Source organism: Variovorax sp. DAIF25 (assembly GCF_050711835.1).
Taxonomy (GTDB): Bacteria; Pseudomonadota; Gammaproteobacteria; order Burkholderiales; family Burkholderiaceae_C; genus Variovorax.
This window is the reverse complement of sequence record NZ_CP136637.1, coordinates 2,359,551-2,380,863: the sequence shown is the minus strand read 5'-3', so window position 1 is coordinate 2,380,863 and position 21,313 is coordinate 2,359,551. Positions and strand designations below refer to the sequence as shown.

Here is a 21,313-nt window from a genome sequence, read left to right as displayed (position 1 = left end):
AACGAATCGCTGTGAGCTTATGACCCGGAAATGGGCAAGGCGCAGGCGGCCAGGATGCGCCGCGCGGCCTCGTCGGACGAGAACCGGGCCGTGTCGATCACCAGCCGCGGCGTGGACCAGGGCGCGTAGTCGTGGGCCTGCACCGAGGCCCAGGTCGGCGGCACCAGGCCCGGCAGGTCGCTGGCACGCGTCTCGACGCGACGCCGGTGCTCGACGACGTCGGCGCAGACCAGCTCGACCTCGATCGACGCTGCGCCGGTGGAACGCGCGACCTCGCGCCAGGCCGCGCGCGTGACCTCGAGCGGATTGACGCTGTCGGCCACCACGGTCTGCCCGAGCGCGAGGTTGGCACGCGCCAGCGCATAGGCCACGGCATAGCCTTCGATGCCGACGCTACCGCCGTGCTGTGCCCGTGTCGCGGCGATCGCCTGCTCTATCGCATCGATGCGCAGAAACACCGCGGGCCGCTGCGCGACGATGGCGCGCGCCACCTGCGTCTTGCCGACGCCGGGCAGGCCGGCGAGCACGATCAGCGTGGCGAAGGGGGCACTCGTCATGGCCGCGCAGCATATCAACCGCCGGCGGCCTGCAGCGTGATCCGCGCGCGGCCGAGCTCCGCGCTCACGGCGCCGCTGAGCGTTTCGAGGTCGAAGGGCTTGCGCAGCACGGAGTGCGAACCCACCACCTTCTGCACCTCCGCCATGTCGGCATAGCCGGTCGCGACCAGCACGGGCATCTGCGGATAGAGCCGGCGCGCGGCCGCCGCGAGCTCGGCGCCGTTCATGCCCGGCATCAGGTAGTCGACCATCAGCAGGTCGGGCCGGCGGCGCTGCAGCTCCTGCAGGCCGCTGTGGCCGTCGCTGGCCTCGCGCACGGTGTACTGCAGCAGGCGCAGGCCTTCGGCGATGCCCTGGCGGACCTCGGTGTCATCCTCCACCACCAGCACCTCGCAGCGCGGGTCTCCTCTGGCGGGCGCGGCGCCGTTGCCCTGGGCCGTCGATGCGGCGCCGGCGACCTCGTCGGGCTGCGACAGCGGAAAGCGCAAGGTCACGGTCGCGCCCTCGCCCGGCGTGCTGCGGATCTCGGCCTGGCCGCCCGACTGGCTGGCGAAGCCGTAGACCTGGCTCAGCCCCAGCCCCGTGCCGTGGCCGTTGGCCTTGGTGGTGAAGAAGGGATCGAATACCTTCGACAGCACCGCGCTCGGTATGCCGCTGCCGGTGTCCTCTACGCTCACCAGCACCTGCGGCGAACCGTCGGGCGCGCTCGCCAATGCCGTGCGGATGGTCAGTTGCCCGCCCTCGGGCATCGCGTCGCGCGAGTTCACCGACATGTTCAGCAGCGCCATCTCGAGTTGCGCGCCATCGAGCATCACCCAGAGTTCGCTGGGCCAGAGATCGAATGCCACCCGCACCTTCGAGCCGACCGAGACCTCGATGAGCTCGCGCAGATTGGTGACCAGCGCATTCACGCCATGCAGCCGCGGCACCAGGCTGCGCGCCCGCGCGAACGACAGCAGCTGCCCGGTCAGGCGCGAGCCGCGCGCCACCGACTCCTTCGCGCGGCGCGCGTAGTCGGTCAGCTTGCCCTCGGGCGCCAGCCGCGCGATGAACTCCAGGTTGAGGTTGACCACGTGCAGCAGGTTGTTGAAGTCGTGCGCGATGCCGCCCGTGAGCCGGCCGATGGCCTCGAGCTTCTGGCCCTGCACCACGTTGGCCTGCAGCCGTTCGCGCTCGGCGATCTCGCGCATCAGCCAGTCGTTGGCACCCGCGAGCTCGGCCGTGCGGGTGGCGATGCGCCCTTCGAGCTCGGCATTGAGCCGCTCGACCGTGGCCTTGGCGGCCTCGATGTCGTTCAGGTGGCGGCGCGTGGCGTACTGCCGCTGGCGCGCGCGCAGGGCGGAACGCGCGGCGCTCGCGAGCGTCTCGGGATTGAGCGGCCGCTCGAGCAGCACCGAGTTGCCCAGTTGCTGCAGCGAGGCCTGCGCGCTGGCCGAACGCCGCCCCGACTGGCGCATCGCCAGCACCACGAAGGGCAGGTCGGACCAGGCCGGTTGCCGCGCCAGGCAGGCGCCGAGCGCGCCGTCGAAGCCGCCCGCCAGCGACTCCTCGGTCACGATCGCGGCCGCGGCCGCGGTCTCCAGTTCCGCCAGCAGCGACGACGCGTCGGGGCAGACCAGGCATTCGATGGCCTGGCCTTCGAGCACGGCCCGGATCACCTGCGCATCCCGGCCGCGCGGCGCGAGGATCAGGATGCGGTCTTCCACACCGGCCCTTTCATGGGGTCGGCGTGGCGATATCGCTATCGCCCAGCAGAGGCTGCGTGCCCGTGTAGCGGGCCGCGCCCGACAGCACCCCCTGGAAGTCGCTCAGTGCCTTGCCGACCTCGACGCCGTGCGGTCCGAGGCGGAACTCGCGGATCGATTGCTCGTGCGCGTTGGTGCGGCTCTTGATCACCGAGATCGCCTTCAGCAGGTTGCCGCGCGCCTCGAAGTACCTGAAGTTCAGCATCGCGTCGCTCAGGTAGCTCAGGTCCACGTCGGCGCGCACCTCGCCCACGGTGCCATGCAGCGACAGAATCAGCAGCGTGGTGAGCCCGCGCAGGTTCAGGTAGGCCAGCAGCTCGTGCATCTGCAGTATCAGGTACTTGCCGCCGGGCATGGCGTGCAGGTAGGCATTGAGGCTGTCGATCACCACCATCTGCACGCCGTCCTGCTCCACCGCCATGCGCACCGAATGCGCGAACTGGCCCGGCGAGACCTCGGCCGGATCCAGCGTGCGGATCGAGATGTGGCCCGAACTCATGTAGGGCTCGACGTCGAGCCCCAGCGCCCGCGAGCGCTGCCGCAGCGTGCCCAGGCCTTCGTCGAACAGGTAGTAGGCGACCTTCGAACCGCGCCGCGCGGCGGCCACGGCGCAGCTGATCGCGGTGGTGGTCTTGCCCACGCCCGCCGGCCCGGCCAGCAGCAGGCTGCTGCCGGGCGTCAGGCCACCGCCGAGCAGGGCGTCGAGCGCCGCGGTGCCCGTCGAGACCAGCCGCTCGTCGATCTTCTGCTCGTGCTCGCTGGCCACCAGCCGCGGAAACACCTGCAGCCCGCCGCGGTCGAGGTTGAAGTCGTGCTCGCCGCTGCGGAACTTCACGCCGCGCAGCTTCACCACGCGCAGCCGCCGCTTGTCGGCGCCATAGTCGTTGGTGTTCTGCTCCAGGTGCAGCACGCCGTGCGCGATGCTGTGCAGGTGCTGGTCGCCATCGCCGCCCGAGCGGTCGTCGAGCATCAGCACCGTGCAGCCGCGCTGCGCGAAGAAGCGCTTGAGCGCGAGGATCTGGCGCCGGTAGCGCAGCGCGCTCTGGGCCAGCAGCCGCATCTCCGACAGGCTGTCGAAGACCACGCGCTGCGGCTTCTGTTCGTTGACCAGGCGCATGACGTCGCGCGTGGTCTCGCCGAGCTCGAACTCCGACGGATGCAGCACCGTCTGCTCGGCCTCCTCGCTGAGCCCCTCGTCGCTCACCAGGTCGTAGACCTCGATGCCGTCGAGCGACCAGCCATGCGAGGCCGCGACCTGCGTCAGTTCCTCGGAGGTTTCGGACAAGGTGACGTAGAGCCCGCGCTCGCCCGCGGCGCGACCGGCCTGCAGGAACTGCAGCGCGAGCGTGGTCTTGCCCGTGCCCGGCGTGCCCTCGACCAGGTAGAGGTGCTGCGCGGGCAACCCGCCGCCCAGGATGTCGTCGAGGCCGGGAATTCCCGTGGAGGTGAGGGATGACGAGGATGGCATGACAGCGAGGGCGGTTTTTTTGGAAGGAACACACGCCCGGGGCGACCGGAGCCTGTCTTCGTGCAACGCGAACGACCTGGGGAGGTTCTGGCCGGATTTTCCAATGCGGCATGCACCGCGACAGGGGCGGTTCGGGCACTTCGCGTGTAAGCCGCCGCCTCGTGAAGGCCCCGCGCGGCGGCGCCATGCCACCGCGATCGGTGGCGCTCAGCCGTGCGCGATCGCGGCCCAGGCCGCGGCGAACAGCGTCGAACCCGCGGCAGCCAGCAGTCCGCCCACCAGCCATTTGAGCGTGCGCGGCTGCAGCCGGTTGGGCAGCCGGTGATGCAGCCGCGTGGCCCCGTAGACCACCGGCATCGCGCAGGCCGCGAGCAGCGCGGCGCGCCACGAGAAGTGCCCGGTCGGCACCACGATCACGAGCCGCACCAGCGAGTTGAACGCGAACATCAGCAGCAGCGCGCGCCGCACCAGCTCGCGGTCCAGCGGCTGCCGGTACATGTGGAACACGATCGGCGGCCCCGAGCTCGAGAACAGCCCGCCGAGCACGCCCGAGAGGCAGCCGACGATGGCGAAGCTCTTGCGCCCCGAGATCGCGGGCAGCGGCTTCGCCTGCAGCACCAGCAGCACCGCGCAGCCGAGGATCGACACCCCCAGCAGCGCGCGCAGCCAGTCGACCGCGCTGCCGCTGAGCCAGGTCAGCAGCATCAGCCCGACGATCACGCCCACGGTGCTGCCGTTGAGCGCCGGCTTCATCAGCTGCCAGGGCACCGGGCCGGGCCGGGCGCGGAAGTAGGTCCAGGCATTGATCAGGCTCAGCACCGTGGCCGCATTGGCCGCGTCGCTGACGCTCGCGATATGGAACACCGAGACCAGGCCGAGCAGGATCAGGCTGAAGGCGAAGCCGGTGAGGTTCTGGGCGTAGGTGGCGAGGGCGACGCAGGCCATGAAGGCCAGCACCGGCGGGGCGCCGGAGAGAAGGTCTTGCACGGGGCGGGCTTCAGCGGCGCGGGGCGTTCAGCGCTGGTGCGTCGACAAAGCCGTTGCGAGGCCGCGGGAGCGAGGGGCGATGCGTGGGAAGCGATCCGGCTGGATCGGAAACGAACGGGGACACGGGCGAAGGCATGGGGAAGCGGGGGAGGCGCGATCGCGAGAGGAGGCGCCTGCATTTCGAGGGGGATGTCAGGGGCGACATCGGCCGTGAATTATAAGTAGGCCACCAGCGAGGGCCCGGGCCGCCGGGACACGCGCGGCCCGAACGCCTCATCGGAAAGGCGGTCTCGAGCCCGCGGTTCCCGCCATCACCGAACCAGATCACGGCCCCGATCAAGGGTCGGCCGGGCAGAAAACCCGCGCCAAAGATCACACTTTTTTCCGGAGATCGCAGCGCATCCTGACCAATTGTCGCGGCGCGCAAGCAGCCTTTACGCTCTCTCGCCACCATCCAGGATTCGAGCGCAAGGCATGCCGCCAGCGACAACCAGAAACCCCGACCATGGCCCTTGCCGCGACAGCACCGGATGCGGACACCGTGATGCCGGGGCCCTGGCGGCATGCCATTGCGCCTTCCCGGTTGGAGCTCCCGGCACCCGCGCACAGGCATGTCAGCAAGATGGAAATGAAGACGCCCTCCCTCGACAGGCCCGATGGGGCCGGCGGGGCGCACGTGGCATTGATCGACGATCGGCACGGCGATGGCGGCCGCCTGCTCGGCCAGTTGCGGCGCATGGGCCACGACGCCGTCGCGTTCGCGGGACCGACGAGCTTCCTGGCCGCGCTGAGTGCCGGCGAGCACTTCGACCTGCTGCTCGTGGCGGTGGAAGACGAACTGACGCGCCGCAGCCTGTTCGCCGTCTGCCGCACGCTGGAACTGCCCACGCTGCTCGTGGTGCGCACGCGGCAGTGGGCGCAGCTCGCCTCCTGGCACGGCGCGCCGGGCTGGGACGACCTGATCGAGTTCGACGAGGTTCCGAGCGAGAGCGCGACGACGGAACTCGAATGGCGCCTGCGGGCGCTGCTGTCGAAGCAGCGGCCGCCCCGCAACGCACCGGCCGCCACCTCGGGCTTCGGCGCCTGGGGCGACTACCGTTTTCTCGGCACGGCCAGCACGGTGCTGCACCGCCATCGCAGCATCCGGCTGCAGCCGCGCCAGTACGCCTTCGCGCTGACCCTGTTCCGCCACCTCGGCCAGGTGGTCACGCGCGAATGGCTCTGGCAATCGGTCTGGCAGACGCCCACGCCGCGCGCCGGGGCGCGCGTGCTCGACGTCTGCGCCACCAACGTGCGCAGCCGGCTCGACCTGCGCGCCGAGAACGGCTTCGTGCTGCGCGCGGTGTACGGCCAGGGCTACCAGATCGTCGCGGTGCCGGCCGAGCCCGCGCAGCCATAGCGGCCGCCTTGCGTCAGGCCCGTGCGCGCAGCGTTCCGCGGCCCCAGGCCGCCAGCGTCTCCAGCCAGGCCAGCAGCTGCGCGTCCTCGACCGGCGAGCACAGCAGCTGGAACGAACGGCCCGCGCGCAGGGCGGTCGGCACGGCATCGACGGCCTGCAGCTCGCTGCGGTGCGTCACGTACACCAGCGGCAGCGCACGGCCGGCCGCGGCCTCGAGGTCGGGCACGCGCGACAGCGTCCGCCGCGCATCGGCATGCAGGCCCACGACCACGCCGTCGAACTTCTGCCGGGCATCGAAGGCGCCGACGAGGTCGGCGAGATGCACGAAAGGCACGACGTCGGCCCCGAGCGCGATGAGCGAATTGGCGGTGCAGGCACGCTGCAGCGCATCGGCGTCGACCAGCGCGATCCGCAGCCCGAGCTGGACGCGCTTGCCCATCGAAACACCGCCGTGCGTCGCGCCGCGATGCGGGCTGGCCAGGGGGCGGCTCGGCGCCGCGCGCATGGCCTACTGCTCCCCCGCCACGTCGATCTCGACCCGCCGGTTGGGCTGCAGGCATTGCAGCAGTGCCGGCGACGCGCGCGTGCCCTCGCAGTCGCTGACCACGGGCTGGCGCTTGCCCATGCCGGCAGTCCGGATCAGCCTGCGCTCGATGCCCTGCTGCACGAGCAGGTCGCGCACGGTGTTCGCGCGCGCGAGCGACAGGGCCTCGTTGTAGGCATCGCCGCCGAGCCGGTCGGTGTGGCCGGTCACGACGACGTAGTGCAGCGCGCGGAAGCCGCGGCGCAGCTCGCCGGCCAGGCGCTCCACCCGTGCACGGCCCTCGGGCAGCAGGTCGGTGGCGGCGGCGCCGTCGAAGCGGAACAGGCCGTCGGCGCTGAGCGTGAGCTTCTGCGGCGGCGCGAGCCTGGTGCTGGCGGGAATCGGCGTGGCCGCGGGCGGCTGCGCGAGCAGCGCGCACTCGGGGTTCTTCCACCATGCGCCGGTCGCCAGGTTGTCGGCGTTGAAGCGCACCATGTACTGGCAGGTGGTGTAGTCGCTGCCCTTGCCGTTGTAGAAGTGGAAGATGTAGTTCCACTCGCGCACGCCCCACAGGCCCTCGCTGAAATGCGGCCAGCCCAGCAGTTCGCGCAGCGGGTCCTTGCCCATGCCAGGGCGCACCCGCTCGAACGCCTTCGGTGCCGGGAACGCGCCCTGCTTCCAGTTGGCCCTGGCCGGATTCGGAAACTCCTCGGGCTTCGGCGGCGCGGGCTGCTCCGCGGCGGCACGCGCCTGCGCCTCCTTGTCGATCGCCGCACCGGGCGACGCGCAGCCCTGGATCAGTGTCCCCGCCATGACCAGCAGGGCCAGCCCCGCCGCCTGCTTCGTTCGACTCGTGCTCATCGTCCTTCTCCCCGTGCTCAATTGAAGACCCATTCCGCGCCCACCGTGGCCGACGCGCCGGCACGGCTCAGGCCGACGCCGCCGGTCAGGCTCCAGGCGTTGCTCTCGGCCGTGCGGCGGAAGCTCACGCCCATCGCGCTCTCGCCCTTGAAGACGCCGTAGCCCATGCGCATCACCGTCTTGCCCGGCACGTAGGAGCCCGGCATCTGCACCGCCATCGCGGCCGCGACGCCGGCGTAGGCATTGCGCGCCACGCTGCGGATCTCGTTGCCCAGCGCATTCGCGCGCATGTCGGTGTAGGCGTTGTTGGCGGCGCTCGACTGGTTGAGCTGCTGCACGTTGACCGCGTCGGTGGGCGCGACGCCCGGCGCCACGTTCTGGATCGTCACCGGCCCGCTGGAGGCGCCGTTGCCCATCGTCACGCTGTTGTAGTTGACGCTGCCGTCGGGGTTGGTGTCGTAGCGCACCGTGCTCTGCTGCACCGCCTGCAGCTGCCGCACGTTGACCGCGTCGGTGGCCTGCGTGCCGCCGGCCACGTTGGTGATCTGGCGTTCGTTGCCGCTCGCGCCGACCGACAGCGCGCCCTGCGCGGAAGCCACCGCCACGCCCGAGAACATCTCGCGCTGGCCGTTCATGCCCGCGCGGTCGGCCACCGCGCCGTTGCCCAGCGCCACGCCGTTGCTGCTCGAGGCCAGCGAGTTGCCGCCGAGCGCGAGGCTGCCCGCGCCGATGGCGCGCGCGCCGTTGCCGGTGGCGACCGCGCTGTGGCCCAGTGCCTCGGCGCGCGGGCCGATGGCCACGCTCTCGGCACCGGCGGCGTTCGAGTCCGCCGCCTGCGAGTTGGCATGGAAGTACTTGATGCCCGAGCCGGTCTGGATGTTGTTGATGGCCTGGTTGGTCGCGTAGAGCTGGCTGCCGTTCACCGCGTCGGTGCTGGTGGCGCTGATCTCGCCGGCCGCGACGTTGGTGATCTGGCGCTCCTTGCCTTCCGAGCCCACGCTGACCACGCCCACCGGCTTGGCGCCGGCGAACTTGTAGGTCGTGCCCTGGATCGTCACCTCCTCGGTGGGCCTGGCCTTCGAGGTCGTCGAGTCGTTGCCCAGCGCCACGCTGTTGTCGGTGCTGACCACGGCACCGGTGCCGATCGCCACGCCCCTGTCGGCCTTGACGACCGCGCCCGATCCCACCGCGGTGCCGTCCTTGCCGCTGGACGTCGGCGCCACGTAGGTGGTCGGCGAACCGGTGATCCACTTGTTGCCCGCGCTCGCGGCCTGGCTGGCCACGGCCTGCAGCTGCGCCACGTTGACCGCATCGGTGAGCGCCGAGCCCGCGGCCACGCCGGTGATCTGGCGCAGCAGGCCGTTGGCCGCATCGCCGACGCCGACCGCGCCCGCCGTGGCGGTGGTGGAGGCGATCGCCTTCGATGACGCGGTATCGGCGCCCGGCGGCACATAGCCCGCAGCGCCCGCCGCGCGGTCGGCCACCGAGAGCGCGCCCAGCGCCACGCCGCCATCGGCGGCCGCGGTGCTGCCCGCCCCCACGGCCACGCTGGCCGTGCCCGCGGCGGTCGAGGCCGCGCCGGCCGCCACGCTGCCGTTGCCCAGGGCCCGCGACCAGGCACCGAAGGCGGTGCTGTCGATGCCGCCCGCGGTCGAGAAGTAGCCCACCGCGGAGCCGCGGTCGCCGAGCGCCCAGGCGGCATTCCCGAGCGCCGTGGCGCTGGCGCCGGTGGCCTGCGCCGCCGTGCCCATGGCCACCGCGTTGTCGCCTGCGGCCTTCGCGTCCTTGCCCGAGGCGATGGCATCGGCACCGGTGGCGCCGTCGTTCTGCGCGTTGCCGCCGCCGGTCGAGTTCACGCTGTAGTACCTGGTCTTGCCCTTGTCCACCGTGTCGTTGAGCTGGCTCACGTTGACCGCGTCGGTGTCGGCCACGCCCGGCGCGACGTTGGTGATCACCTTGCCGCCGGCATCGATGCCCGAGGTGGTCACGCTCGGACCGCCCGCGATCGTCAGCCCGCTCGATCCGAGCTTGACGTCCGGCCCCACGGCCACGCCGGCGTTGTTCATCACCGTGTCGCCCACGGTCACGCTGTGGTTGACCTTGACATCGTCGGCGAGCTTGAAGTCGAGGTCGGTGCCCGTGCGCTGGATCGCGACGTTGCCGTCGGAGCTGCCGAAGTTCACCTTGCCGCCCGGCGCCACATTGCCGCCCGTGGCTTCGCCGTTGGCGGCCACGTTCCAGCCTGCGCTGGCGGTCTGGTCGACGAGCTTGAGTTGTTCTTCGGTCGCTGCGCGGCCCACGGTCGCGAACGTCGGATCGGTCAGGGTCTTGTTGCTCAGGCCCTGGATGTCGTTGCTGACGCCGCTGAGCTTGACCGTGCCGCTGGTCACGCCGCCCGCCGACACCGCCGTCGTGGTGGTCCCATTGTTGACCGTCAAGCCCGTCGTGTTCACGACGCTCTGGCCCACCGTCACGCTGCTGTTGACCTTGACGTCATCGGCCAGCTTGAAGTCGAGGTCGGTGCCCGTGCGCTGGATCGTGACATTGCCATCCGAGTTGCCGAAGTTCACCTTGCCACCCGGCGCCACATTGCCGCCCGTGGCTTCGCCGTTGGCCGCCACGTTCCAGCCTGCATTGGCCGTCTGGTCGACCAGCTTGAGCTGCTCTTCCGTTGCAGCACGGCCCACGGTCGCGAACGTCGGATCGGTCAGGGTCTTGTTGCTCAGGCCCTGGATGTCGTTCGTGACGCCGCTGAGCTTGACGGTGCCGCTGCTCACGCCACCGGCCGACACGGCTGTCGTGGTGGTCCCGTCGTTCACCGTCAGGCCCGCGTTGTTGACGAGGCTGTTGCCCGTGTTCAGGCTGCCCGCGGCCGTGAGGTTCACGTCCTTGTTGAGCGCCACCTTCACCTGCCCGTCGTTGGCCACGCCGTTCTGCGTCACGGTCATGTTGCTGTCGCCATTGAACGTGACCTTGCCGTTCGGACCGATGTTGGCCGTGGTCGAGCCCGCGCCATTGGCCGTCACGCTCCAGCCTGCGCTTGCGGTCTGGTCGACGAGCTTGAGCTGTTCTTCGGTTGCTGCGCGGCCTACGGTCGCGAATGTCGGATCGGTCAGGGTCTTGTTGCTCAGGCCCTGGATGTCGTTCGTGACACCGCTGAGGTTCACCGTGCCACTGGTCACGCCGCCCGCCGACACGACCGTGGTTGTCGTGCCGTTGTTGACGGTCAGGCCCGTCGTGTTCACGACGCTCTGGCCCACGGTCAGGCTGTTGTTCACCTTGACGTCGTCGGCCAGCTTGAAGTCGAGGTCGGTGCCCGTGCGCTGGATCGCGATGTTGCCATCCGAGTTGCCGAAGTTCACCTTGCCACCCGGTGCCACATTACCGCCCGTGGTCTCGCCATTGGCGGCCACGTTCCAGCCCGCGTTGGCGGTCTGGTCGACCAGCTTGAGCTGTTCTTCGGTCGCCGCGCGGCCCACCGTCGCGAATGTCGGATCGGTCAGGGTCTTGTTGCTCAGGCCTTTGATGTCGTTCGTGACACCGCTGAGGTTGACCGTGCCGCTGGTCACGCCGCCAGCCGACACGGCCGTCGTCGTGGTCCCATCGGCAACCGTCAGGCCCGTCGTGTTCATGACGCTCTGGCCGACCGTCACGCTGTTGTTGACCTTGACGTCATCGGCGAGCTTCACGTCCAGGTTGGTCCCGGTACGGGTGATCGTGACGTTGCCGTCCGAGTTGCTGAAATCGACCTTGCCACCCGGGGCCACATTGCCGCCGGTCGCTTCGCCGTTGGCGGCAACGTTCCAGCCTGCGCCGGCCGTCTGGTCGACCAGCTTGAGCTGCTCTTCCGTTGCGGCACGGCCCACGGTTGCGAATGTCGGATCGGTCAGCGTCTTGTTGCTCAGCCCCTGGATGTCGTTCGTGACACCGCTGAGGTTCACCGTGCCACTGGTCACGCCGCCCGCCGACACGGCCGTCGTCGTGGTCCCGTTGTTGACCGTCAACCCCGTGGTGTTGAGCACGCTCTGCCCCACCGTCACGCTGTTGTTGACCTTCACGTCGTCCGCGAGCTTCACGTCCAGGTTCGTACCCGTGCGCTTGATCGTGACATTGCCATCCGAGTTGCTGAAGTCGACCTTGCCGCCCGGCGCGACATTGCCGCCCGTGGCTTCGCCGTTGGCAGCCACATTCCAGCCGGCGCTGGCGGTTTGGTCCACGAGCTTGAGTTGCTCTTCGGTCGCTGCGCGGCCCACGGTCGCGAAGCTCGGATCGGTCAGCGTCTTGTTGCTCAGGCCCTGGATGTCGTTGGTGACGCCGCTGAGGTTCACCGTGCCGCTGGTCACGCCACCGGCCGAGACGGCCGTCGTGGTAGTTCCGTTGTTGACGGTCAGGCCCGTCGTGTTCACGACGCTCTGGCCCACGGTCACACTGTTGTTGACCTTCACGTCATCGGCCAGCTTCACGTCCAGGTTCGTACCCGTGCGCTTGATCGTGACATTGCCATCCGAGTTGCTGAAGTCGACCTTGCCGCCCGGCGCCACATTGCCGCCCGTGGCCTCGCCATTGGCCGCCACGTTCCAGCCCGCGCTGGCCGTCTGGTCGACCAGCTTGAGCTGCTCTTCGGTTGCCGCACGGCCCACGGTCGCGAACGTTGGATCGGTCAGCGTCTTGTTGCTGAGGCCTTGGATGTCGTTGGTGACGCCGCTGAGGTTCACCGTGCCGCTGGTCACACCTCCCGCCGAAACCGCCGTTGTCGAGGTTCCGTTGTTGACGGTCAGACCCGTGGTGTTCACGACGCTCTGGCCCACCGTCACGCTGTTGTTGACCTTCACATCGTCCGCGAGCTTCACATCCAGGTTCGTACCCGTGCGGGTGATCGTGATGTTGCCGTCCGAATTGCTGAAATCGACCTTGCCGCCGGGCGCAACGTTCGCGCCTGTGGCTTCCCCGTTGGCCGCCACGTTCCAGCCCGCATTGGCGGTTTGTTCGACGAGCTTCAATTGCTCTTCGGTCGCCGCGCGACCCACGGTCGCAAAGCTCGGGTCGGTCAGCGTCTTGTTGCTCAAACCTTGGACGTCGTTGGTGACGCCACTGAGGTTGATCGTTCCGCTGGTCACGCCACCAGCGGAAACCGCCGTCGTGGTGGTTCCGTTATTGACGGTCAGCCCCGTCGTGTTCACAACGCTTTGGCCGACCGTCACGCTGTTGTTGACCTTCACGTCGTCGGCCAGCTTCACATCGAGATTAGTGCCCGTACGGGTAATCGTGACGTTGCTATCGGAATTGCTGAAGTCGACCTTGCCGCCGGGTGCGACGTTCGCGCCTGTGGCTTCTCCGTTGGCCGCCACGTTCCAGCCCGCGTTGGCCGTCTGGTCGACCAGCTTGAGCTGCTCTTCCGTTGCCGCGCGGCCCAAAGTTGCGAACGTCGGATCGGTCAAGGTCTTGTTGCTCAAGCCCTGGATGTCATTCGTAACACCACTGAGGCTCACTGTGCCGCTGGTCACTCCGCTCGCCGAAACCGCCGTCGTGGTGGTTCCGTTGTTGACCGTCAAACCCGTCGTGTTCACGACGCTCTGCCCCACCGTCACGCTGTTGTTGACCTTCACATCGTCGGCCAGCTTCACGTCCAGGTTCGTACCCGTGCGGGTGATCGTGACGTTGCTATCCGAGTTGCTGAAATCGACCTTGCCACCAGGCGCAACGTTCGCACCCGTGGCTTCTCCGTTCGCCGCCACGTTCCAGCCCGCATTGGCGGTCTGGTCGACGATCTTGAGTTGCTCTTCGGTCGCCGCGCGGCCCACGGTCGCAAAGCTCGGGTCGGTCAGCGTCTTGTTGCTCAAGCCCTGGATGTCATTCGTGACCCCACTGAGGCTCACTGTGCCGCTGGTCACGCCACCGGCCGAGACGGCCGTCGTGGTCGTTCCGTTGTTGACCGTCAGCCCCGTCGTGTTCACGACACTTTGGCCCACCGTCACGCTGTTGTTGACCTTCACGTCGTCGGCCAGCTTCACATCGAGATTGGTACCCGTGCGAGTGATCGTGACGTTGCCGTCCGAATTGCTGAAGTCGACCTTGCCGCCAGGCGCAACGTTCGCACCCGTGGCTTCGCCGTTGGCCGCCACATTCCAGCCTGCATTGGCCGTCTGGTCGACGATCTTCAGTTGCTCTTCGGTCGCCGCACGACCGACAGTCGCGAACGTCGGATCGGTCAAGGTCTTGTTGCTCAGGCCCTGGATGTCGTTCGTGACACCGCTGAGCTTGACCGTGCCGCTGCTCACGCCGCCCGCCGACACCACCGTCGTGGTAGTCCCGTTGTTGACTGTCAGGCCCGTCGTGTTCACAACGCTCTGGCCCACGGTCACGCTGTTGTTCACCTTGACGTCGTCGGCCAGCTTGAAGTTCAGATCGGTGCCCGTGCGCTGGATCGTGACGTTGCCATCCGAGTTGCCGAAATTCACCTTGCCACCCGGCGCCACATTGCCGCCCGTGGCTTCGCCATTGGCGGCCACGTTCCAGCCCGCGTTGGCGGTCTGGTCGACGAGCTTGAGCTGTTCTTCGGTCGCCGCGCGGCCGACGGTCGCAAAGCTCGGATCGGTCAGGGTCTTGTTGCTGAGGCCTTGGACGTCGTTGGTGACCCCGCTGAGGCTCACCGTGCCACTGGTCACGCCACCGGCCGAGACGGCCGTCGTGGTGGTTCCGTTGTTGACCGTCAGTCCCGTCGTGTTCACGACGCTCTGCCCCACGGTCACGCTGTTGTTGACCTTCACATCGTCGGCCAGCTTCACGTCGAGGTTGGTGCCCGTGCGAGTGATCGTGACATTGCCATCCGAGTTGCTGAAGTCCACCTTGCCGCCCGGCGCCACGTTCGCACCCGTGACCTCGCCATTGGCCGCCACGTTCCAGCCTGCGTTCGCAGTCTGATCGACGAGCTTCAGCTGCTCTTCGGTCGCCGCACGCCCCACCGTCGCAAAGCTCGGATCGGTCAACGTCTTGTTGCTCAGCCCCTGGATGTCGTTGGTGACACCGCTGAGCTTGACCGTGCCGCTGGTCACGCCGCCCGCCGACACCGCCGTCGTGGTGGTCCCGTTGTTGACGGTCAGGCCCGCGTTGTCGACCCGGCTGTTCCCCGTGCTCAGGCTGCCCGCCGCCGTGAGGTTCACGTCCTTGTTGAGCGCGACATTCACCTGGCCGTCATTGGCAGCCCCCGTCTGCGTCACGGTCATGTTGCTGTCGCCATTGAACGTGACCTTGCCGTTCGGGCCGATGTTCGCCGTCGACGAACCCGCGCCGTTGGCCGTCACGTTCCAGCCCGCATTGGCGGTCTGATCGACCAGCTTAAGTTGCTCTTCAGTCGCCGCACGCCCCACGGTCGCAAAGCTCGGATCGGTCAGCGTCTTGTTGCTCAGGCCCTGGATGTCGTTGCTGACACCGCTGAGATTCACAGTGCCACTGGTCACGCCACCCGCCGACACGGCCGTCGTCGTGGTCCCGTTGTTGACCGTCAGCCCCGTGGTGTCGAGCACGCTCTGGCCCACCGTCACGCTGTTGTTGACCTTCACGTCATCGGCCAGCTTCACATCGAGATCGGTCCCGGTGCGGGTGATCGTGACGTTGCCATCCGAATTGCCGAAGTCCACCTTGCCGCCCGGCGCGACGTTGCCGCCCGTGGCCTCGCCGTTGGCCGCCACGTTCCAGCCCGCGTTCGCGACCTGGCTCACGGCCTTGAGCTGGCTCACGTTGACCGCGTCGCTGTCCGCGGCGCCCGCGGCCACGTTGGTGATCTGGCGCAACTGGCCATTGCCGCCCACGCTCACCGCCGCCAGCGTGCTGGTGGTGTCGGCGATCGCCGTGCCGCTCTTCGCGGCGGTGCCGGTGCTCGGGTCGTAGCCGACCACGCCCGCGGCCGTGTTCGCCAGCGAGTTGCTGCCCAGCGCCACGCTGTCGGCCAGGGCGGCGGACGCACGCACGCCGAGCGCGGTGCTGCCGTCCTGGAACGCGCGGCTGGCCGCGCCCACGGTCACGGCGCCGACGCCCTGCGCATCGGTGTTGGAACCCACGGACACCGATGCGAGGCCGGTGCCGGTCGCACCGGGGCCGACGGCCACGGCCGCGGTGCCCACGGTGGTCGCGTTGAAACCGATGGCCGCGCCGCCATTGGCGGCCTTGGCCTGGAAGCCGGCGGCCACGGCATTGGTGCCGGCGCTGCTGCCCGCGCCCAGCGAGGTCGCTTCCGAAGCCAGCGCGCTGGCATCGCCGCCGAGCGCCGTCGAGTTCGAGAAGCTCGCGGTCGCGCCGCTGCCGATCGCGGTGGCGCCATGGTTGACCGCCCCGCCGCTGGAGGTGAAGGCGCTGGCGCCGCGGCCGATGGCCACCGAGCCCCCCGAGGTGCCGTCCGCCACCGCCGAGGCACCGACGGCCACGCCATCGTTCGCCTTGGCCGCGGCGCCCACGCCCGCGGCCAGCGCGTTGGTTCCGGTCGCGCCCTTGTTGTCGTAGTTGTCGCCCGGCGTGCCGTTGTCGTTCACGCTGTAGTAGTGCGTCTGCGCGGCCTTGAGCTGGCTCACGTTCACGGCGTCGGTGTCCGCGCCGCCGGCGGCCACGTTGGTGAGGCGCCGCTCCGCGCCCGAGGCGCCGACGCTCACCACGTTGCTGCCGGTGGCCGTGCCGGCCACGGCGGCCCCATTGGGCGCATACGACGCCACGGTCGCCGCGCTCACCGTGCTGCCGTTGCCGATGCCCACCGCGCCATCCAGACCCGCGGCGATGACCACGTTGTTGCCTACCGCGAAGGCGTTGTTGGCCGCGATGTCGTTGTTGTTGCCCACCGCGTAGCTGCCCGATCCGCTGACGATGTTCGGGTCGCCGATGGCACCGCTGTTGTCGCCGCTGACGACGTTGCCGGTGCCGATGCTGATGCTGCTCGCGCCGAGGGCCTGCGCGCCGGTGCCGATGGCAATGGCATCCGTCCTGCCGCTCGCACCGGCGATGGCGCGCTTGCCCAGCGCGATCGAACGGTCCGAGTCGGTGATGGCATGGTTGCCGACGGCCACGGTGTCGTTCAGCACGGTGCGCGGCGGCGTGCCCGCCACCTTGTTGCCGTTGCGGTCGGTGAGCAGGCCCGTCTTGGTGTCGATGAAGTAGCCGGTGCCGGCCGAGGTACCGACCGCGACGTTGTTGTCGCCCTGGAGGGCGAAGCCGGCCGCGCTGCCGGCGACATGGTTATCGCTGCCTTGCAGGTTCATTCCCGCGAAGGTGCCGACGGCGACATTGCGGTCTCCCTGGGTCGACAGGCCGGCGGAGGTCCCGACGATGGTGTTGTAGTCCCCCGCCAGCTTGTAGCCGGACGTGGTGCCCAATGTCGCGTTGTAGTTTCCGGTCGCGCCAAGGCCCGCGCTGCTGCCGACGTAGGTGTTGGACGCGCCCTTGGAAGCCGCGCCGGCACTCGTACCGACATAGGTGGCATAGTCTCCGCCGGTCACGCCATTGCCGGCATTCCCGCCGATGGCCGTGGTCTGCTGGCCCAGCGCTTGCGAAGAATTGCCCACGGCCACGCCGCCGCCGCCCGAGGCCACGGACGAAACGCCGACGGCCACCGACTGGTCCGCCGTCGCCGCGGCATTCACGCCCGCCGCCAGGCTGTTGATGCCCGTGGCCCCGCTGTTGTCGTGGTTGCCCTGGGGCGTGCCGTTGTCGTTCACGCTGTAGTAGTGCGTCTGCGCCGCCTTGAGCTGGCTCACGTTCACCGCGTCGGTGTCGTCCGCGCCCGCCGCGAGGTTGGTGATGCGGCGCTCCTTGCCCGCGCTGCCCACCGACACCTCGCCCACCGGCGCGCTGCCGGCCACCGCGGCACCATCGGGCGCATAGGCGTTCTTCAGCGCCAGCGCGGCCGCATCCTGCGTCGCCTGCGATCCTGCGCCCAGCGCCACGCCGTCGGCCGCGCTGGCCTGGGCCTCGCGGCCCACGGCGACCGCGCCGTCCTTGCCGGCCACGGCGCTGCTGCCGATGCTCACCGTGTCGCTGGCCTCGACGTTGACGCCCGCCATGCGGCCCAGGGCCACGTTGTTGTCGCCCTGGGTGCCCAAGCCCGCGTAGAAGCCGGCGGACAGGTTCGCGTTGCCCTTGATGTCGGTGCCCGCATAGTGGCCCTGGGCCGCGTTGTACGAGCCCTCGGTGCGCGTGCCCGCGCCCTCGCCCACGCCGAGGTTGAAGTCGCCGGCCACGCCGTTGCCCGCATTGCCGCCCAATGCGACGTTGCTGGTGCCGGTCACGTTCTGTCCGGCCTTGGTGCCGAAGGCGGCGTTGTAGGCGCCGCTCGAGCCCCGGCCCGCGTTCGGGCCCACGCTGAGGCTCTCGTCGCCGTTGGCCTGCGCGCCCGGGCCCATGGCCACGGCCTCGAGGCCGCTGGCCTCGGTGCCCTTGCCCACCGCGATCGCGCGGTCCTTCGAGGCGTAGGCGAGGTTGCCGATCGAGACCGTGTCGTTCGCCTTCGTGGCCGCCGGCTGTCCCGCCAGCAGGTTGCCGCTGCGGTCGACATAGCCGCCGCGGTCCAGGTCGAGCATCGCCGCCGTGCCGGCGCCCCTGCCGATGGAGACGTTGTTGTCGCCATCGACCACGCCGCCCGCGCCCTGCCCCACGCCGACATTGCCGCTGCCCTTCACGAGGCTCACGGCCCCCGTGCCGAGCGCGGCGTTGTCGGTCCCCGTCACCACGCTGCCGGCCACCGTGCCGACGCCGACGTTGCGGTTGCCCTGCACGCCGTTGCCCGCGCTGCTGCCCAGGCCCAGGTTGTCGTTGCCGTCGATGCTGTCGCCCGCGTTGTTGCCGACCGCCACGTTGCGCGTGCCCTTGGCGCCGGTCCCGGAGTCGTTGCCCACGAAGGTGTTGCGGTCGCCCTGAACATCGACCCCGGCCGAGGTGCCGAGGCTGGTGTTGGCCTCTCCCGTGACGCCCGTGCCGGCGCCACTGCCGAAAGCCGCGTTCTCGCTGCCGGTCACCGACGCACCGGCCGAGGCGCCCACCGCGGTGTTGCTCGCGCCCGGCGTGCCCTGGCCCGCGCCCACGCCGACGGCCGTCGAGCCGGCACCGGCCGCCTGGGCGCCCGAGCCGACCGCGGTCGCATGGTCGCCCGCCGCCGCGGCATCGACGCCGGCCGCCAGGGCGTTCAGGCCGGTGGCGCCGTCGTTGCCGTGGTTGCCGCCCGTCACGCCGTTGTCGTTCACGCTGTAGTAGTGCGTGGTCGCCGCCTTGAGCTGGCTCACGTTCACCGCATCGGTGTCGACCGCGCCGGCCGCGACGTTGGTCACACGGCGCTCGGCGCCCGCGCTGCCCACCGAGACCTCGCCCACCGGCAGCGCGCCGGCCACCGAAGCCGCTCCCGGTGGCACGTAGGCTGCGTTGGCGTTGAGCGTCACCAGGTCCTTCGAGGTGGTGCTGTTGGCGCCCAGGGCCACGGTGTTCGCGTAGGCAGCCGTGGCGCCCGTGCCCACCGCCACGGTGTCGCTGGCACCGGCCTGCGCACCCTTGCCGAGCAGCACCACGCCGCTGGCGTTGTCCGCGACCTGGCCGCCGTCGGCCAGCACCACGCTGGAGCTCAGGCCGTTGAGCGTGGTGTCCACGCCGCCGACGAAGTTCTTCTCGCCGCCGGTCACGCTGAGGCCCTTGCCGATCACGCTGGTGGCCGAGGTCGCGCCGACCTTGTTGTTGGCGCCGATGACGCTGGTCAGCGAGGTGCCGTCCAGCGTGTTGACCGTGCCGAGGACGCTGGTGTTGTCGTTCTTGCCCGTCAGCGCGTTCTGGTTGCCGATCACGCTCACCAGCCGGTTGCCATCGCCCGTGATGCTGTTGTTCCGGCCGATCTGGCTCGTGCTCTGGTTGTCGTTGCCGCTGAGCTCGTTCTGGTAGCCGATCAGCTGGTTGTATTCATTGGTGTTGCCCGCGATCGCATTGAGCCCGCCCGAGACGATCGCACCGTAGTTGCCGCTGCCCGAGACGCTGTTCTGCTCGCCGTTGGCGAACAGGTAGCTGCCCGTGGCATCGGTCAGCGCGTTGTTGTTGCCCTGCGCGTGGCTCGAACTGGCGGCGATCGTGTTGTGGTTGCCGACCGCATAGGAATTGTTGCCGCTGATCGTGTTCGGATCGCCGATGGCGCCGCTGTGGTCGCCGTTGACGACGTTGCCCGTGCCGATGCTGATCGACTGCGTGCCGTTGGCCTGCGCGCCCGTGCCGATGGCCACGGCCGAGACGCCGGAAGCCTGGCTGCCGCTGCCGATCGCCACCGCGGCCTTCTCGCCCGCGACCGCCGAGGAGCCGATGGCCAGCGCGTCGTCGCCGGTGGCGCGCGAGAGGTAGCCGATGGCCGTGGTGCGGCTGGCGTTGGTGCCGGCCACGCCGTTGCGCTGCGAGGCGCGCACGAACGAGTCCTGCAGCTCGGCGGCCGTCACCACCACGTTGCCGCTGCTGGCCTGCACCACGTTGCCGGCGCCGTCGATGGTGTAGCTGCCGTCGTCGATGCCGGCCTGCGTCACGCCGCGCGAGGCGAGGAAGCCCATGAACTCGTTCTGCGCCGCCAGGCTCGCCGCCTGCACCACGGCCTGGGGAATCGGGCTGTTCGGATCCTGCGCGGCCAGCGCCAGGTTGGCGCCGGCGCCGGTGCCCAGCGCGATGTTGTTGCTGCCGGTGGACTGCAGCCCCGCGAGCGTGCCCTGGTGGATGTTCTGGTCGCCGGTCACGACCTGGCCCGCGCGCTGGCCGAGCGCGATGTTGCGGTTGCCGGTGGTCAGCCCGCCCGCGCCGAAGCCCATGCCGACGTTCTCGTCGCCGGTGACGATGGCGCCGGCCTGGTTGCCGACGTAGGCGTTGCGGGCACCGCTGCCCGCGACGCCGGCGCCGCTGCCCACGAAGGTGTTGAAGGCATTGCTGAAATCGTTGGGATCGGACTTGGCCGGCCGGCTCATGCCCGCGTACATGCCGACCGCGACCGTGTCGTAGCCGGCCTCGGCACGCGAACCCAGCGCCGTGCCGCGTCCCTCGGCCTTGGCCGAACCGCCGACGGCGACCGAGTTGCTCTCGGTGGCCGCGGCATAGGCGCCCAGCGCCACCGAGCTCCAGTTCTCGGTCGGGCTGTTGAGGTTGTTGCCGCCGCTCGCCAGCGCGCCGCGGCCGATGGCGATGTCGCCGAGCTTGCGTGCCTCGGTGCCGTTGCCCATGGCCACCGTGTCGCCCGCGCTCGCCTTGGCGTCGGGCCCGATCGCCACGCTGTTGGCGCCGGTCGCGCCCGAATTGGCGAGCGTCGAATTGCCGGCGGCGGTCGCGTTCACATGCAGGTAGGGCGTCTCGTCGACGCTCACCCAGCGCCCGCCCTTCCAGGTCACCAGGCCCTGCGTGAGGCCGTTGGCGGCCGTGCCGGGGGTGGTGTTGAACAGCACCATGCCGTCGGCCGGCACGCCGCCGGGCAGGCCCCAGACGGTCGCGTCGGTCAGCGCCACGCGCGGCATCATCACGCCGCGGGTCGAGGAGTTGATGTCGAGCACCGCGCCGGGCACCGGGTCGGGGTTGGCATGCCCGGTGCCGTCATGGATGCCGGCCTGCGCCCAGGCATCACCGGCGCCCAGCGCCGTCACCGCCGCCAGGCCCGCGGCCAACACAGCCGCGCGTACGCGACCGCCTCCCTTGCCGCGGGCCTTCACCGTTTCCGACGCCGCCACCCAGGCTCCGAGCGCTTCATTCCAGACCGACCGGTACGTCTTGTTCATTTCTTCGTGATCCTCAAAATCA

The 21,313-nt window shown here is 69.8% G+C and carries 8 protein-coding genes; 1 reads left to right on the top strand and 7 read right to left on the bottom strand.

What is annotated here, in order from left to right; translation table 11 throughout:
• Positions 1-17: 17 nt before the first annotated feature.
• From R0232_RS45355 to R0232_RS45340, 4 genes are all read right to left on the bottom strand, one after another.
• Positions 18-557: an AAA family ATPase gene (locus R0232_RS45355; protein ID WP_431513722.1), complete on the bottom strand. Its 540-nt coding sequence runs from the start codon at positions 555-557 to the stop codon at positions 18-20.
• A 14-nt stretch (positions 558-571) separates the two neighbouring features.
• On the bottom strand, positions 572-2,263 hold the full coding sequence (locus tag R0232_RS45350) for a response regulator (protein ID WP_431513721.1): 1,692 nt from the start codon (positions 2,261-2,263) through the stop codon (positions 572-574).
• A gap of 10 nt (positions 2,264-2,273) precedes the next feature.
• Entirely contained in the window at positions 2,274-3,770 is a 1,497-nt protein-coding gene (locus R0232_RS45345; RefSeq protein WP_208512860.1) for an ATPase domain-containing protein, read from the bottom strand.
• A gap of 207 nt (positions 3,771-3,977) precedes the next feature.
• A complete protein-coding gene (locus R0232_RS45340) occupies positions 3,978-4,757 on the bottom strand; it encodes a sulfite exporter TauE/SafE family protein (protein ID WP_296783803.1) in 780 nt (259 codons plus the stop codon).
• A gap of 628 nt (positions 4,758-5,385) precedes the next feature.
• On the opposite strand from R0232_RS45340, the gene R0232_RS45335 reads away from it, so the two are divergent.
• Positions 5,386-6,156, top strand: coding sequence for a winged helix-turn-helix domain-containing protein (locus tag R0232_RS45335; protein ID WP_398498126.1), 771 nt, complete (start codon positions 5,386-5,388; stop codon positions 6,154-6,156).
• Between the two features lie 13 nt (positions 6,157-6,169).
• On the opposite strand, the gene R0232_RS45330 is transcribed toward R0232_RS45335, so the two are convergent.
• The 3 genes from R0232_RS45330 to R0232_RS45320 form a co-directional block, all read right to left on the bottom strand.
• Positions 6,170-6,595, bottom strand: a complete 426-nt coding sequence (locus tag R0232_RS45330; RefSeq protein WP_208512857.1) for a hypothetical protein — start codon at positions 6,593-6,595, stop codon at positions 6,170-6,172.
• Positions 6,596-6,664: 69 nt separating this feature from the next.
• Positions 6,665-7,540 (bottom strand): OmpA family protein, encoded by an 876-nt coding sequence (locus tag R0232_RS45325; protein WP_431513720.1) that lies wholly within the window; start codon positions 7,538-7,540, stop codon positions 6,665-6,667.
• A 17-nt stretch (positions 7,541-7,557) separates the two neighbouring features.
• On the bottom strand, positions 7,558-21,291 hold the full coding sequence (locus tag R0232_RS45320; RefSeq protein WP_431513719.1) for an ESPR-type extended signal peptide-containing protein: 13,734 nt from the start codon (positions 21,289-21,291) through the stop codon (positions 7,558-7,560).
• Between the last annotated feature and the right edge of the window lie 22 nt (positions 21,292-21,313).